The sequence below is a fragment of the Pseudidiomarina gelatinasegens genome, from assembly GCF_004025325.1.
Lineage (GTDB): Bacteria > Pseudomonadota > Gammaproteobacteria > Enterobacterales > Alteromonadaceae > Pseudidiomarina > Pseudidiomarina gelatinasegens.
This window is the reverse complement of the sequence record NZ_RSFE01000002.1, coordinates 295,732-311,781: the sequence shown is the minus strand read 5'-3', so window position 1 is coordinate 311,781 and position 16,050 is coordinate 295,732. Positions and strand designations below refer to the sequence as shown.

The 16,050-nt window shown below is 46.7% G+C and carries 16 protein-coding genes; all 16 read left to right on the top strand.

All coding sequences use genetic code 11. The features are described 5' to 3' along the window. Positions 1-231: 231 nt before the first annotated feature. The 16 genes from rpsB to EGC76_RS03645 all read left to right on the top strand — a co-directional run bounded on the left by rpsB (position 232) and on the right by EGC76_RS03645 (position 16,041). On the top strand, positions 232-963 hold the full coding sequence (gene rpsB, locus EGC76_RS03720; protein WP_128351673.1) for a 30S ribosomal protein S2: 732 nt from the start codon (positions 232-234) through the stop codon (positions 961-963). 25 nt (positions 964-988) lie between these two features. Then, entirely contained in the window at positions 989-1,867 is an 879-nt protein-coding gene (gene tsf / locus EGC76_RS03715) for a translation elongation factor Ts (RefSeq protein WP_128351672.1), read from the top strand. Positions 1,868-1,980: 113 nt separating this feature from the next. Continuing rightward, on the top strand, positions 1,981-2,727 hold the full coding sequence (gene pyrH, locus EGC76_RS03710; RefSeq protein ID WP_181950945.1) for a UMP kinase: 747 nt from the start codon (positions 1,981-1,983) through the stop codon (positions 2,725-2,727). Between the two features lie 42 nt (positions 2,728-2,769). After that, positions 2,770-3,327, top strand: a complete 558-nt coding sequence (gene frr, locus EGC76_RS03705; protein WP_128351670.1) for a ribosome recycling factor — start codon at positions 2,770-2,772, stop codon at positions 3,325-3,327. An 81-nt stretch (positions 3,328-3,408) separates the two neighbouring features. Continuing rightward, positions 3,409-4,191 carry a polyprenyl diphosphate synthase gene (gene uppS, locus EGC76_RS03700; protein ID WP_128351669.1) on the top strand — a complete coding sequence of 261 codons (783 nt, stop codon included), beginning with the start codon at positions 3,409-3,411 and terminating at the stop codon, positions 4,189-4,191. Next, positions 4,184-5,047, top strand: a complete 864-nt coding sequence (locus tag EGC76_RS03695) for a phosphatidate cytidylyltransferase (RefSeq protein WP_128351668.1) — start codon at positions 4,184-4,186, stop codon at positions 5,045-5,047. Before uppS ends, EGC76_RS03695 begins: the two co-directional genes overlap by 8 nt. A gap of 1 nt (position 5,048) precedes the next feature. Beyond that, complete coding sequence (gene ispC / locus EGC76_RS03690) at positions 5,049-6,239, top strand: 1-deoxy-D-xylulose-5-phosphate reductoisomerase (RefSeq protein ID WP_128351667.1); 1,191 nt, start codon at positions 5,049-5,051, stop codon at positions 6,237-6,239. Then, positions 6,239-7,594, top strand: coding sequence for a sigma E protease regulator RseP (gene rseP, locus EGC76_RS03685; RefSeq protein ID WP_128351666.1), 1,356 nt, complete (start codon positions 6,239-6,241; stop codon positions 7,592-7,594). Before ispC ends, rseP begins: the two co-directional genes overlap by 1 nt. Before the next feature lie 36 nt (positions 7,595-7,630). Next, entirely contained in the window at positions 7,631-10,150 is a 2,520-nt protein-coding gene (gene bamA / locus EGC76_RS03680) for an outer membrane protein assembly factor BamA (RefSeq protein ID WP_128351665.1), read from the top strand. A gap of 20 nt (positions 10,151-10,170) precedes the next feature. Next, on the top strand, positions 10,171-10,686 hold the full coding sequence (locus tag EGC76_RS03675) for an OmpH/Skp family outer membrane protein (protein WP_164876787.1): 516 nt from the start codon (positions 10,171-10,173) through the stop codon (positions 10,684-10,686). Positions 10,687-10,690: 4 nt separating this feature from the next. Next, positions 10,691-11,710: a UDP-3-O-(3-hydroxymyristoyl)glucosamine N-acyltransferase gene (lpxD, locus tag EGC76_RS03670; RefSeq protein WP_128351663.1), complete on the top strand. Its 1,020-nt coding sequence runs from the start codon at positions 10,691-10,693 to the stop codon at positions 11,708-11,710. A gap of 27 nt (positions 11,711-11,737) precedes the next feature. Then, the gene (gene fabZ, locus EGC76_RS03665) at positions 11,738-12,190 is read left to right on the top strand and encodes a 3-hydroxyacyl-ACP dehydratase FabZ (RefSeq protein ID WP_128351662.1); all 453 of its coding nucleotides are present in this window, start codon (positions 11,738-11,740) and stop codon (positions 12,188-12,190) included. Continuing rightward, entirely contained in the window at positions 12,191-12,958 is a 768-nt protein-coding gene (gene lpxA, locus EGC76_RS03660; protein WP_128351661.1) for an acyl-ACP--UDP-N-acetylglucosamine O-acyltransferase, read from the top strand. It begins immediately after the preceding gene. An 18-nt stretch (positions 12,959-12,976) separates the two neighbouring features. Beyond that, positions 12,977-14,122: a lipid-A-disaccharide synthase gene (lpxB, locus tag EGC76_RS03655; protein WP_128351660.1), complete on the top strand. Its 1,146-nt coding sequence runs from the start codon at positions 12,977-12,979 to the stop codon at positions 14,120-14,122. Between the two features lie 132 nt (positions 14,123-14,254). After that, positions 14,255-15,211 carry a glutathione S-transferase family protein gene (locus EGC76_RS03650; RefSeq protein ID WP_128351659.1) on the top strand — a complete coding sequence of 319 codons (957 nt, stop codon included), beginning with the start codon at positions 14,255-14,257 and terminating at the stop codon, positions 15,209-15,211. Then, positions 15,208-16,041, top strand: coding sequence for a pirin family protein (locus EGC76_RS03645; protein WP_128351658.1), 834 nt, complete (start codon positions 15,208-15,210; stop codon positions 16,039-16,041). Before EGC76_RS03650 ends, EGC76_RS03645 begins: the two co-directional genes overlap by 4 nt. Positions 16,042-16,050 lie beyond the last annotated feature (9 nt).

Here is a 16,050-nt window from a genome sequence, read left to right as displayed (position 1 = left end):
AGGCCGTGAAGCGCAGGAAATACGCTATAAAATTTGATTTATAGCCATTATTTATGGTATAAAGCGCCCGCAATTCGAATTGCAAACACTAAAAGTACGTTAACGACTTCGTTAACACTTAACCACACACATACATCGACACATAGGTCGGGGTGCCCAAGACAACGGTTTACGTCGCGGGTCGAACTATGGGATGTATGGAGGCATAACCCCTTAATAAGGAAAAAGATCATGGCAAACGTGTCAATGCGTGACATGCTGAAAGCTGGTGTACATTTCGGTCACCAAACCCGTTTCTGGAACCCAAAAATGAAGCCATTCATTTTTGGCGCGCGTAACAAGATTCATATCATCAACCTTGAAAAAACTGTTCCTATGTTCAACGACGCGTTGAACTTCTTGCAACACGTTGCTTCAAACAAAGGTAAAATTTTGTTTGTTGGCACCAAGCGTGCAGCATCAGATTCAGTTCAAGAAGCAGCTGTAAACTGTAAACAGTTCTACGTAAATCATCGCTGGTTAGGTGGTATGTTGACTAACTGGAAAACAGTTCGTCAATCAATCAAGCGCTTGAAAGAACTTGAAATCATGAGCCAAGACGGCACTTTCGAAAAGCTGACCAAGAAAGAAGCGTTGATGAACTCACGCGAAATGGAAAAGCTTGAGAAGAGCCTTGGTGGTATTAAAGATATGGCTGGCTTGCCAGACGTATTGTTTGTAGTTGATGCTGATCATGAGCACATTGCAATTAAAGAAGCGAATAACCTGGGCATTCCAGTTATTTCAATCGTTGATACCAACTCAAACCCTGATGGCGTTGATTATGTAATTCCTGGCAACGACGATGCGATTCGTGCAGTGCAACTGTATTTGAACGCAGCTGCTACAGCTATCAACGAAGCGCGCGGCGTTGTTGTTGAAGGTAAAGCAGACGATTTCGTTGAAGCTGACGAGACTGAATAAAGTCATCTGATTAGAGGACAAATACATGGCTATTACAGCAGCTCTGGTTAAAGAACTGCGCGAGCGCACTGGCGCTGGCATGATGGATTGCAAAAAAGCATTGGAAGAGACCGGCGGCGATATCGACGCGGCGATCGAAAACATGCGTAAAAGTGGTCAAGCGAAAGCAGCTAAGAAAGCTGGTCGCGTTGCTGCTGAAGGTGTAATCCTGACTAAAACCGAAGGTAACGTAGGTACTTTGGTTGAATTGAACTGTGAAACTGACTTCGTTGCACGTGACGACAGCTTCTTGGCTTTCGGCCAGAAAGTTATCGATGCAGCCTTCGCGAACAAAGAAACTGACGTTGAGAAGCTTAAAGCAACCAACATCGGTGACGGTAGCGTTGAAGAAGTGCGCGAAGCGTTAGTTGCTAAAATTGGCGAGAACATGAATGTTCGCCGTGTTATCACTGTTGACGGTGGTGACTTGGTTGAGTCTTATGTTCACGGCGGTCGTATCGGCGTATTGGTTGCTATTACTGGCGGTGACGCTGATTTAGCACGTGATATCGCGATGCATGTTGCGGCAAGTGCGCCACAGTTCGTTAAGCCAGAAGATGTATCAGCTGAAGTGGTTGAGAAAGAACGTGCAATTCAACTTGATATCGCAATGCAAAGTGGCAAGCCACAAGAAATTGCTGAGAAGATGGTTGAAGGCCGTATGCGTAAATTCACTGGCGAGATCAGCTTGACTGGTCAAGCGTTTGTGAAAGACCCATCAATCACTGTTGCAGATTTACTGAAGCAGAAAGGTGCTGATGTACTAACTTTCGTTCGTTTCGAAGTTGGTGAAGGTATTGAGAAGAAAGCTGAAGACTTCGCTGCTGAAGTACAAGCTCAAATGGCAGCAGCGAAAAAGGCTTAATGCCCATGACGCTGCCGACGACAAACAGTCGATAATAGAAACCGCATCCTGCTCGGCAGGATGCGGTTTTTTTTTAGGGTGAAAACCCGAAAACCTGAACATGGAGCGAACTGATGACCCCAACTAGCAAACCTGCATACCGTCGTGTACTACTTAAATTAAGTGGTGAAGCGTTAATGGGTGATGAGCCCTTTGGCATTGATGCGAAAGTTTTGGACCGCATGGCTCAGGAAATTAAAGAGCTGGTTGAGCTGGGCGTACAAGTAGGTCTGGTGATTGGCGGTGGTAATCTGTTCCGTGGTGAAGGTTTAGCGAAAGCGGGCATGAACCGCGTGGTCGGTGACCACATGGGCATGTTAGCAACTGTTATGAACGGCCTTGCTATGCGTGATGCGTTGCATCGTGCGTTTGTTAATGCGCGATTGATGTCAGCAATTGAACTGGCTGGTGTTTGTGACAGTTACAATTGGGCTGATGCGATTAGCCTACTGAAATCAGGTCGGGTCGTGATCTTCTCAGCGGGTACTGGTAATCCATTTTTTACAACCGACTCAGCAGCGTGTTTACGTGGTATTGAAATTGAAGCTGAATTGGTTCTTAAAGGCACCAAAGTGGATGGCGTATATTCAGCTGACCCGGTAACCAATCCTAATGCTAAACTGTTCCGCCGAATCAGTTATAATGAGGTGTTGGAACAGCAACTCAAAGTTATGGATTTAGCAGCGTTTACGTTAGCGCGTGACCATAACTTGCCAATTCGTGTATTTAATATGAATAAACCAGGTGTATTAAGAGCCGTGATTATGGGCGAAGAAGAAGGTACACTAATCGCTAATGAAAGCGTGGTTGAACAAGCATAAACATCGGTGTTTATGTGTTAAGAATTGAAAGGATGAATAAACGTGATTAACGAAATAAAACAAGATGCCAAGCAGCGTATGGAAAAGAGCGTTGAAGCGCTCCGCTCGCAAATCTCAAAAGTGCGCACGGGTCGTGCGCATCCAAGCATTCTTGACGGTGTTATGGTGCCATATTACGGCTCTGACACCCCATTGAAGCAACTTGCGAACATAACTGTGGAAGACTCGCGCACACTGGCATTAACGGTGTTTGATAAGTCGTCAACTGCGGCTGTTGAAAAAGCAATCATGACCTCTGATTTGGGGTTAAACCCAGCGTCAGCGGGTACCGTGATTCGCGTGCCACTGCCAGCTTTAACGGAAGAGCGTCGTCGCGATTTGGTTAAAGTAGTGCGTAACGAAGCAGAGCAGGGCCGCGTTGCGATACGAAATATTCGCCGTGATGCAAATAGCGATTTGAAAGAATTATTGAAAGAAAAAGAAATTAGCGAAGACGAAGAACATAAAGCAACGGACGATATCCAAAAGCTAACTGACACGTATATCGCAAAAATTGACGAGCTGCTGGTAGAAAAAGAAAAAGATTTGATGGAAGTTTAAGCAGTCGTAGCTATTCCACGTTGGTGGACCGCGCCGTGTCAGGTATACTCGCACGGCGTTTTTTCTTGTATGGCACTCGATATGACAACAACGGAAGTCTCTACAATTACAATGCCACGGCACGTGGCCATTATCATGGATGGTAACGGGCGTTGGGCACAAATGCGCGGCAAGCGGCGTACCGCCGGCCATAAAGCTGGTGCGGAAGCTGTTCGTGCTGCGGTGCAGTTTGCCCGTAAAAAAGGCATTGAGTCGTTAACGCTATTCGCTTTTAGTAGCGAAAATTGGAATCGGCCTGAGCAAGAAGTATCAGTACTGATGGAACTGTTCATGACCGTTTTGAAGCGCGAAGTGAAGAAATTGCATAAGTACAATGTTAGGCTAAAAATCGTTGGTGATAAGTCAGCATTTAGCGCGCGCTTGCAAAAGCAAATGCAAGAAGCGGAACAAATGACGGCCGACAATACCGCATTAACGTTAAACATAGCAGCGAATTACGGCGGCCATTGGGATATTACCAATGCTGCACGTAAATTAGCTGAGCAGGTTGCTGCTGGGCAGTTGCAGCCGAGTGAAATAACCACTGCGTTGTTAGCAAGCCAATTGGAACTTGCTGACCAACCGGTACCAGATTTACTTATAAGAACAGGTGGCGAACACCGAATTAGCAATTTTCTGTTGTGGCAATTAGCTTATGCAGAATTTTATTTTAGCAAGGTATTATGGCCGGACTTTGATGATCGTGAGTTTGCTGCTGCGATCGCAGATTTCAGTTGCCGAGAGCGCCGTTTTGGCTTGACCAGCGAGCAGCTCCAGCAGGCCATTTTAGATACCGATGTGACGACCGGGGACAAGTTTGCTTAAACAACGCATATTAACCGCACTCTTTTTAATCCCGTTAGCACTCTATGTTGTGTTTGCGCTACCTTTATTTTGGTTTGCGGTCGCAATCATAGTGCTGATGACAGCCGGCGCTTGGGAATGGGCGCCGTTAATGAATGTGACTCGAAAAAGTGCACGGATAGCGTACACCCTTTTTATCGCTGCGGCGTTAGCTCTGTTAACGTGGTTAGTTCCACTCAATCAAATTTGGCAAGACGGCCAACTTGACCCCATCATTTACGTATTAGTGATTGCGGGTTGTGTGTGGTGGGTGATTGCCACTGCATTAGTTATTAACTATCCGCGGAGTCGGCGTGTTTGGTCGCGTACACGCTCGATAGTGGGCGTGTTTGGCATGTTAACGCTATTGCCCGCCTGGGCTGGCCTGATTGCTGTACGGTCGTTAAATTATGCCGAGCAGCCGTTATTTGGCGGTTTCGCCGTGCTGTTTGTATTGCTGCTGGTGTGGGCTGCCGATGTAGGTGCTTATTTCGCTGGTGTGCGCTACGGGCGCAACAAGCTAATGCCGGCGGTGAGCCCGGGGAAAACGATGGAAGGCCTACTGGGCGGCATAACGCTCGCTTTTGTGGTGATGATGGTGCTGGCACATTGGTTAAAAATTCCCGCTGAACAATTCTCAGGCTATTACATTACCGGGTTAGTTACGGTGGTGGCATCGGTGTTTGGTGACTTGAACGAAAGTATGTTTAAACGCTGTGCTGGGGTAAAAGACAGCGGTTCAATACTGCCCGGTCATGGCGGAATACTTGACCGTATTGATAGTTTAACCGCAGCGCTGCCAATTTTTACCTTATCCTATTTGTGGTTTTTGACCTGATATGAAACAACGAATTACGATTTTAGGTGCAACAGGGTCAATCGGTCAAAACACACTGGCCGTGGTGGCAATGCAACCTGAACGTTTTGAAGTGTTTGCGCTGACGGCAAATGGCAACGTTGAAGCAATGGCCGAGCTGTGCTTAAAACATCGTCCTGAATACGCGGTTATGGCTGATGAGCAGGCTGCTCAGGCGCTGCAGCAGAAGCTTGGTGGTATTCAGTGCGAAGTGCTCGCGGGTGAATCTGCATTGGCGCAGGTTGCTGCGGCTGAGCAAGTTGATACGGTGATGGCGGCTATTGTAGGTGCAGCTGGACTAATGCCGACCATGGCAGCAGTAAAAGCTGGAAAGCGCGTTTTACTTGCCAACAAAGAAGCCTTAGTCATGTCGGGCCAGATATTTATGGATGCGGTCGCAACTAACGGGGCTGAATTGCTCCCTATTGACAGTGAACATAACGCGATTTATCAATGTTTGCCAAAAGAAGTGCAACAACCGCTTGGGCATGCTGACTTAGCGCAAGCTGGCATAAACCAGATACTGTTAACGGGCTCTGGTGGGCCATTTCGAGAATTACCTCTGGCAGAACTTGCGCAGCAAACGCCAACTGCTGCATGCAATCATCCGAACTGGTCGATGGGCCAAAAAATTTCCGTCGATTCAGCAACCATGCTGAACAAGGGCCTGGAATACATTGAAGCGCGCTGGTTATTCAATTGTAAACGCGAGCAATTGCAGGTTGTGGTACATCCGCAAAGCGTGATTCATTCAATGGTTAGTTATCTGGACGGTTCCGTTTTGGCGCAGCTAGGGCAACCCGATATGCGCACGCCAATAGCCTATGGTTTGAGCTACCCAGAGCGCATACCAAGCGGTGTGGAAGCTTTAGACTTTTTAAGCTTAGGCGCATTGACATTTATGCCAGCCGACCCCGCACGTTACCCGTGTTTGCAGCTTGCGATAGACGCATGTTGGGAAGGACAGTGGGCAACCACCGCACTAAACGCAGCGAATGAAATTGCGGTTGCAGCTTTCCTGGAACAACGTATTCCGTTCACCGCTATCGCGCACATTTGTGATAGTGTATTAAATCAATTGAACCGACGTGAACTCGATACGGTCGAAGGTTTAATTGAACTCGATGGTGAGGCACGTGCGAGTGCACGACAGCAAGTGGAGCGGTTTTCATAATGGGTAGTATTGTTTGGTCGCTCGGTGCATTTATTGTCACCCTTGGGATACTCGTGACCTTTCATGAATTTGGTCATTTTTGGGTCGCCCGACGCTGCGGTGTCAAGGTTCTGACTTTCTCGGTAGGCTTTGGTAAACCAATCTGGAAACGCGTAGCTCGAGACGGCACCGTTTATCAAGTTGGCTTGATTCCTTTAGGTGGTTATGTTCGCATGCTCGATGAGCGTGTCGATACGGTTGCGCCAGCAGATCGTGCGTTAAGCTTTAATTCGAAAACAGTGGCGCAACGTGCAGCAATTGTTGCTGCTGGGCCTATAGCGAATTTTGTGCTGGCTATTGCGGTGTTGTGGGCCATGTTTTTAATTGGTGTGCCTTCTGTAAAACCAATTATTGGTGAGGTGGCACCAAATTCGATTGCAGCGCAGGCTGGCGTGCAAACGCCAAGTGAGATTATTGCGGTAAATAACAGCACTACCGAAGACTGGCAACAGGTTAATTTGCACCTGGCAGCAGCCTTAGGTAACGACGTAGTAACGGTGCAAACACGGGATACCAATAATCGTTTACGTGACTATCAATTGGATATTCGCACCTGGCGTCTGGATGATAAGCAACAGCCAATGTTTGTTGCGTTGGGGATGCAGCCATTCCAACCTCAAGTGTCGTTGGTGTTAAGTTACGTGGCAGAAAATTCCCCAGCAGCAGCTGCGGGCATTCAAGTAAACGATAAAATTATAGCATTTGATGGAACTCCTATAACTGATTGGCCTCAAACGAGAGACTTGATTATGCAAGCCGCTGGCGAATCGGTAGAAATTACCGTAGAACGTGCTGGCGAAATGCGCACGCTGGAAGTAACACTTGGGCAGCGTGAAGTTAACGAACAACAGATTGGATTTCTTGGGGTGGAGCCAACGGTAGCGCCGTACCCTGATGAATATCGATTTACTCAGCAGTTTGGGTTGATTGAAGGGTTCACACAAGGTGTGCACCGCACTTGGGAACTCATGGTTCTAAGTGTAAAAATGATTGGCAAGCTACTAACTGGAACGGTTTCAGTAAGTAACTTGAGCGGTCCAGTAGCGATCGCAGAAGGAGCAGGAGCTACAGCCAGTTATGGCTTAGTTTATTTTTTAGGGTTTCTAGCATTAATTAGTGTCAACTTGGGTATTATTAATCTGGTTCCGTTACCAATACTTGACGGCGGCCACCTCGCGTTTTTAGCCATTGAAGGTGCGCGCGGAAAGCCGGTTTCAGATGGTGTCCAAGAAGTTTGTTACCGCATTGGCGGGATTCTAATTTTTGCGCTTATGGCAATCGCTATCAGTAATGATATTTTGCGTTTGTCGCAATGAAACGACATGTACAACATAACAATTAAGTAGCACAGAATGACGTTGAAACAGCTGTTCTTAAGCGCCCTGGTTGCAGCGGCGTCACTTCCCGCACACGCAGTGGCGAGTAGTGCCGAGAGTAATTCGCAAATAAATAATGATGTATTTGTGGTTGAAGATATTCGTGTGCGCGGTTTGCAGCGTGTAGCTTTAGGCGCCGCATTAACTTATATCCCCATTCGCGTTGGCGACCAAATTGATGCGAATCGAATTCGCGCCAGCATACGTTCACTAAACTCAGCCGCGTACTTTGAAAATATTGTGGTTCTTCGCGAAGGTAACACGTTAATTTTTAACGTGATTGAACGCCCGACAATTTCCGGTATTGAGTTTGACGGTAACAAAGAAATTGAAGATGAGCAGCTTGAACAAAGCTTAACGGATAGTGGCATTGTGGTGGGTGAGCAACTCGATCGCACCATGATTGCATCCATTGAATCAGGCTTGGAAGACTTCTTCCACGGCGTTGGTAAGTACAATGCCAGTGTTGATATTAGCGTGATTGAATTGCCGCGTAACCGCGTGCGTTTAAGCTTAGTGTTTGATGAGGGCGACTCAGCAGAAATTGAGCAAATAAACATTGTTGGTAATAAGAGTTTTACCGACGACCAGTTATTAGCTGATTTTGAATTGAAAGACCAATTGCCTTGGTGGAACTTCATTGGCGAACGCCGTTATCAGAAGCAACAGCTAACGGGCGATTTGGAAAAGCTTGAAAGTTTTTATCGTAACCGTGGTTACTTAGCGGTGCAGATTGAATCGGTACAAGTGAGCATGACGCCGGACAAAGAGGGTGTTTATATCACCATCAATGTTAATGAAGGCGATGTTTACAATGTGCGAAATGTTACTGTTATTGGCGATCTGAAAGGGCACGATGAGGTGATAAAACGCCTTGTGTCGATTGAATCAGGTACCCGCTACAACGCTGAACAAATCACCTTTTTAGAAGAAGCGATTTCTAAGTTTTACGGCCGTTACGGTTATGCATACCCTGAAGTGCGAGCAATTCCAGATATGGAAGAAGGCAGCAATGATGTTGATTTAACCTTCTCGGTAACGCCTGGACAACGCATCTATGTTGACCGTATTAATTTTATTGGCAATAACGTAACCGCCGATGAAGTACTTCGTCGTGAAATGCGCCAACTTGAAGGTGCGCCACTGAACGATATGCTCATCGAACAAAGTAAAGTTCGCCTTGAGCGCCTTGGTTTCTTTGAAACCGTTGAAACATCGACACGTAAATCAGACAGTGACGACGATCGTGTTGAAGTCGATTTTACTGTGAAAGAGCAGCCATCAGGCAGCTTTAATTTCACCTTAGGTTACGGCGATTATTCTGGCTTTCAGGTTGGGCTTGGTTTATCACAAGAAAACTTCTTAGGTACGGGTAACCGTGCAGCGATTAACTTAAATACCAATCGCTATAATAAGAGTGCTTCCATCTCTTACACGGACCGTTACTTGACCAAAGACGGTGTCAGCCTCTCAGGTCAGTTATACATGAGTGAGTTTGATGCAGGTAACTTAGAAAACTATATTCGCTACAATAAAAAGCAATATGGTATTGGTAGCTCAATCGGTTTCCCAATTAATGAAGTTACAAGCATTAACTTCGGCGCAACCTATCGTAACGAGCAAATCACCAACGTTGATAGTTACGATCAAGTGTCACGCTTCTATGGCCCTTATGTTGACGAGCAAAACCCAAACCAAGGGGTTTCGTTTGATATATTCGAACTGTCGGCGGGGATTAGCCGCGTTACGTTAAACCGCGGTATGTTCCCAACAGCGGGTACACAAAATACCTTGCAGTTCGAAGTGGCAACACCCAACAGTGATGTGAATTACTTCCGAACCAGTTATGACTTCCGTCACTATTTACCAATAACTAACGATCACGGCTTTGTATTTATGACACGCCTGCGGTTAGGTTACGGTAATGGTTATGGTAGCGACGACGCTGGCAACGATTACTTGTTCCCGTTTTATGAAAACTTCCGCTTAGGTGGTCGTGATAACTTACGTGGGTTTGAGGGGAACACTATAGGTCCTCGCGCGGTCTACCGTTATCCACAGAGTATTTCGGGACAGCCAGGGTACTATGGCGTACCAACTGGATTGCCAACGCACCCTGGTGCTGATTTGCTTGCTGTGAGTGAGTTCTCAGTAGGTGGTAATGCGATGGTTGTAGGTGGTTTGGAACTTATTGTACCAACACCGTTTATTTCAGAAGAGAATAAGAACACCGTTCGTACGAGTTTTTATCTTGATGTAGGTAATGTCTGGGACACGGAATTTGACTACGATGCGTATAGCCAGCTAGGTTTAGCAAGTGGCTCGCAAGAGTTAAAAGACTTTAGTGAACCAACCCACTATCGCGCTTCGGCCGGTGTTTCGATACAATGGTTGTCACCAATGGGGCCAATAACCTTATCATTTGGTCGACCAATACAATCTGAACTGTCCGATCGAACGCAGACATTTACGTTTAATATCGGTACAACATTCTAATAAATATCAAGGAGTTAAATGTGAAAGCTATTGTTAAATCGAGCATTGCAATTGCACTACTTTCGTCTGCGTTGTTTGCTAATGCTGCTGAAGCTCAGCAGAAAATTGGTTTTGTGAGCGTGCAAGAAGTTCTGGCTAACCTGCCACAGGCGCGTAACTTAGAACAACAAATTCAAGACGAATTTAAAGCACAAATTGAAGAAGTAAACGCAATTGAAGAAAAAATGCGTGGCTTGAGTGAAAAAGCTCAGCGTGATGCGTCAATCATGTCGCCAGGCGAGCGTGTAACGATGGAACGTGAGATGGAAATGCTCGACACAACACGTCAGTTAAAAGTTAAAGCATTGCGTGAAGACATGAACCGTCGCGGTAATGAAGTTCGCGATCAGCTCATGGGCGAAGTGATGCGTAACGCACAAAATGTTGCTACTGAGCAAAGCTTTGACGTGGTATTGCAACGTAGCGCACTGGTTTATGGAAATGACGCTGCTAATCTCACTGATGAAGTCATCAAAAAAATGACAGGTGGAAACTAAGTTAATGCAAACACTGACATTGCAGCAGCTCGCTGACGCAATAGGTGCGGACGTGCAGGGTGACCCTGCACTGCCCATTCAAGGTGTAGCAACACTTGCCTCGGCCAAGCCGGGGCATATTGCGTTTTTAGCCAACGAAAAATATCGCAGTCAGCTCGATAGTAGCCAAGCCAGCGCAGTTATTGTTGCGCCTGATGTTGATGTGCCTGATGGTATGGCTGCTTTACGAATGAAAAACCCTTACGCTGGCTTTGCTAAAGTTGCGCAATTATTGGATACCACTCCGAAACCTGCCGATGGCATTCATCCCAGTGCTCAGGTTCACGCGACTGCAAAGATTGGGCAAAACGTGTCAATAGGCGCCAATGCTGTTATTGCTGAGCAGGTTGAACTGGCTGATAATGTCACGGTTGGCGTGGGTTGTTATATTGGCCCGAATACGCGTATCGGAGTTGGCACGCAGTTATGGCAGCATGTGGTGATTTATCACAACTGTGTAATTGGCGAAAATTGCTTAGTGCATGCGGGCACCGTGATTGGTGCTGACGGATTTGGTTGGGCCAATGAAGGCGGCAAGTGGATAAAAATCCCACAACTCGGCCGCGTGGTTATTGGTAATCGTGTCGATATTGGTGCGAGTACTACAATTGATCGTGGCGCGCTAGACGATACGATAATTAGCGATGGCGTGATTATTGATAATCAGTGCCAGATTGCACACAACGTATTTATTGACGAAGACACAGCGATAGCCGGATGCACAGTTTTAGCAGGCAGCTGCCGTATTGGTAAGCGCTGTTTGATTGGCGGTGCGACCGCGATAAATGGCCATATTTCAGTGTGTGATGATGTTCAAATCAGTGGTTTTTCCATGGTTATTAAGGAAATCACTGAACCTGGCGCTTATGCTTCGGGTATTCCAGCAGCGCCACAACGCGAATGGCGACGAAATGGTGCGCGTTATCGCCAGCTTGACGACTTGTTTCAGCGCGTTAAGAAAATTGAAAAGCAACTTAATAACTAATAATTAATTAAAAACGAGGATGACGCTTTGTCTGAGAGTGGCGCATTTGATATTAAAGAAATACTCAGTTTATTACCCCACCGGTATCCATTTTTACTGGTTGATAAAGTTGTTTCCTGTGATAACAAAACAACGATTCATGCGGTAAAAAACATCACCGTGAATGAACCAATTTTTACAGGTCACTTTCCGGGTAATCCAATTTTTCCTGGGGTGCTTATTCTTGAGGCACTTGCGCAAGCGTCTGGGCTCCTTGGTTTTAAAATCACCGCCAGCCAACCTGGTGTGAATGACTTATACTTATTTGCAGGTGTTGATAATGCGCGCTTTAAACGTCAGGTGTTACCGGGTGATACGTTAAATTTACACGTTACGTTTGAAAAAGAACGTCGGGGCATTTGGGTCTTTAAAGGGCGAGCTGATGTTGATGGTGAATTGGCATGCAGCTGCGATATCATCTGTGCAAGAAGGGAAACCTAAGTGATACATCCTACCGCTATCATTGATGATTCAGCCCGTATTGGGAAGAACGTTGAAATTGGTCCTTACAGCATTGTTGGGGCCGATGTTGAAGTCGGTGACAATTGTGTCATTGGTCCACATGTGGTGCTGCGTGGCCCAACAACACTGGGTAAGAATAACCGAATATTTCAATTTGCCTCGGTGGGGGAAGATTGCCAAGATAAAAAATATAAGGGCGAACCTACGCGCTTAGTGATTGGCGATAATAATGTCATTCGCGAGTGTGTCACCATTCATCGTGGCACGGTGCAAGATCAAGGCTTGACTCAGCTAGGCAGCAACAACTTATTGATGGCTTATGTTCATGTCGCGCATGACTGCATGGTGGGTGACAACGTAATTCTAGCCAATAACACCACACTGGCTGGGCATGTGCACGTGGGTGATTGGGCCATTCTTGGCGGATTCACCGGTGTTCATCAATTTTGTCACATTGGTGCACATGCATTCACTGCGGTTAATTCGGTGGTGGTTCAGGACATTCCGCCATACATTATGGCGCAGGGGCACAATGCAGCACCGCGTACAATCAATGTGGAAGGCTTAAAACGCCGTGGCTTTAAACCAAATCAGATATTGAATATTAAACGGGCATTCAAATTATTGTATCGCCAAGGGCTGACCATTCAAGAAGCGGTCGAAAAAATGCGCGAGCTTGATGCTGAAACCGAGCTACAGCCAATGATTGATTTTGTGCTAAATAGCCCACGTGGAATTATTCGTTAAGTTCATTAACGGCGCCCAATTATGACACACCAAAAACCTCTTATTGCCGTTATCGCTGGCGAGCATTCTGGTGACTTGCTTGGCGCAGGAATGTTAGGTGAGCTTCGCGCACGGTTTCCTCAAGCCGAGTTTATTGGTGTGGGCGGCCCGCTGATGCAGGCTCAAGGTTTAACCAGCCTGGTACCGATGGAAGATTTGGCGGTTATGGGCATCGCTGAGGTGTTTGGCAGTTTATTCAAACTGCTGGGACACCGTCGTAAGCTGGTCAATACGTTTTTACAGCGTCGCCCCGATGTTTTTATTGGCATTGACGCGCCAGATTTTAACTTACCTATTGCTAAACGTTTGAAAGCTGCTGGAATTCCTACGGTTCATTATGTCAGCCCATCAGTGTGGGCATGGCGACAGGGGCGCATTCATGGCATTAAGCAGTCGGTTGATCATGTGCTTTGTTTATTACCCTTCGAAAAAGAATTCTACGACCAACATCAACTTGCTGCCACCTTTGTGGGGCACCCGTTAGCAGACTCAATTCCAATGCATTGGGCGAAGTCCTCGGCGCGTGAGCAACTTGGCTTGGACGCAGAAGCAACCTGGGTTGGAGTGTTGCCGGGCAGCCGCAAGGGCGAAATTGCGCGCATGGCGCCATTATTTTTAGCGGTGGCCGAACGTTTATTGCAACAGAACCCGCAACTGAAATTTGTAACACCGATGATTAGTGAGTCGCGTGCAACTCAGTTTCGCGTGTTGCAGCAGCAATTGGCGCCGCAATTGCCGTTGACAATTATCGACGGGCATTCACGTGAAACCATGGCTGCCTGTGATGCATTGATGCTTACCTCGGGAACCGTAACCCTTGAGGCCATGCTAATTAAACGCCCAATGGTGGTCGCATATAAGTTTAATTGGCTGAGCTTTCACATGATTAAACGACTATTCAAAGCACCATTTTTCAGTTTACCTAACCTACTTGCTGGCGAAGCTCTCGTGCCGGAATTCGCGCAAAATGAGGCAACTGTCGATAGTTTAGTAACCGCAATGCAAGCTCAGTTAGGCCCTCAGGCAGAGCAGACTGTACAGCGCTTCACGCAGTTGCATGAGCAAATTCAGCGCAATGCAGACGTGCTAAGTGCTGACGTTGTGCAAAGCTTCATAAGCGCTTAATCCACTCTTTATAATTCGAAAAAATAGAACATCAAGTGCCATTTTTCGCAATAATCATTCGATTAATTACCAGCTATACTGCATCCATGTTAATTAAAGCAACGTACGCAAGTTGCCAATATGGAGATTTAAATGGGCTTATTAGTTGATGGAAAATGGCAAGATAAATGGTATGACACAGACAGCACCGACGGTAAGTTTGAGCGCAGTGCGGCACAATTTCGAAATTGGGTTGAAGCCGATAAAGGCGCGAAATTCCCGGCCGAAAGTGGGCGTTATCATCTGTACGTGAGCTATGCTTGCCCATGGGCGCACCGAACACTTATTTTTCGCAAACTGTTAGGTTTAGAACAACATATTTCGGTGTCTGTAGTGCATCCGTTGATGCTTGAAAATGGTTGGGAGTTTGCCGACGAACCGTTACACGATGGCTTGTACAGCCTCGACTACCTCAACCAGTTGTATTTAAAAGCTGACTCGAACTATAGCGGTCGAGTAACTGTGCCTGTGTTATGGGATAAACAACAGCAAACCATCGTCAGCAATGAATCCGCTGACATTATTCGTATGTTTAACAGTGCCTTTAACGACTTAACGGGTAACACATTGGATTTTTATCCGGAGGCGTTACGCACAGAAATAGACGCAATTAATGATCGCGTTTACGACAATGTGAATAATGGCGTATACAAATGTGGCTTTGCGACCAAGCAGCGCGCCTATGAAGCGGCGTTTGTTGCATTATTTGACGAGTTGGATGCATTGGAACAGCGTTTAGCAACCCAGAAATTCCTGGTCGGCGATACGCTTACAGAAGCAGATTGGCGCTTATTTACTACTCTGGTTCGTTTTGATTCGGTTTATGTGGGGCACTTTAAAACCAATCAAAAACGTATTGTTGATTACCCGAACTTGTGGGCCTATGTGCGCGCCTTATACCAAGTTCCGGGCGTGGCGGAGACGGTGGTGATGGACCATATCAAACGGCATTACTACGGTAGCCATCACATGATTAACCCAACGGGGGTTGTGCCAGTTGGTCCGTCAATTGATTTTATGGCGCCGCATGAGCGTGGAGACGTGTTATGAGTGGAATTATTCTAAGTCGGCATCGCGGTATGCCAGCACAAGATGGTGCAGGGGTTAAATTAACACGCATTGTTAATCAACCGAGCCTACGCCATCAAGATCCATTTTTAATGTTGGATGAGTTTCGATCGGACAATCCGAATGATTACATTGCAGGGTTTCCGCCGCATCCACACCGTGGCTTTGTAACCTTAACCTATATGCTTGCTGGGCGTATGGAGCATAAAGATTCAAACGGTAACACCGGGGTAGTTGAAACCGGTGGCGCGCAATGGATGAAAGCCGCCCGCGGCATTATTCACGCTGAAATGCCGAAGCAAGAAGATGGCCTTATGTGGGGTTTTCAGTTATGGATAAACTTACCTGCAGCGCGCAAAATGGAAGCAGCAGATTGGGCCGACTTTCCGCAAGATAAGATTGGGATTGTGCGTGGTGAAGGTGCAGAGTTGCGCGTTATAGCTGGTGAACTCGAGCAGCAGCGTGGCCCGATTCAGCAGCCGGAGCAAAGCTTTTTGATGGTGGATGTGCGACTGTCGGAAGGTGCGACGTATAGTGTCGCAAGCCAGCAGCAACAAACACGCTTGGCTTATGTCTACCAAGGCAGCATACTGCTTAATGACGAGCCGATTGCACGCGGTGAATTGGTGCGCTTGCATGCTGATGGTGATTTAAACCTTAAAGCAGAGAGCGATGAGCCGGCAGGTATAATTTTGTTAGCGGGTAACCCTATTGGTGAACCCATTGCGCAGTACGGCCCTTTTGTCATGAATACGCAAGCCGAAGTAGAGCAAGCCATACGCGATTACCAAGCGGGTAAATTAACCGCATAACAGATGACG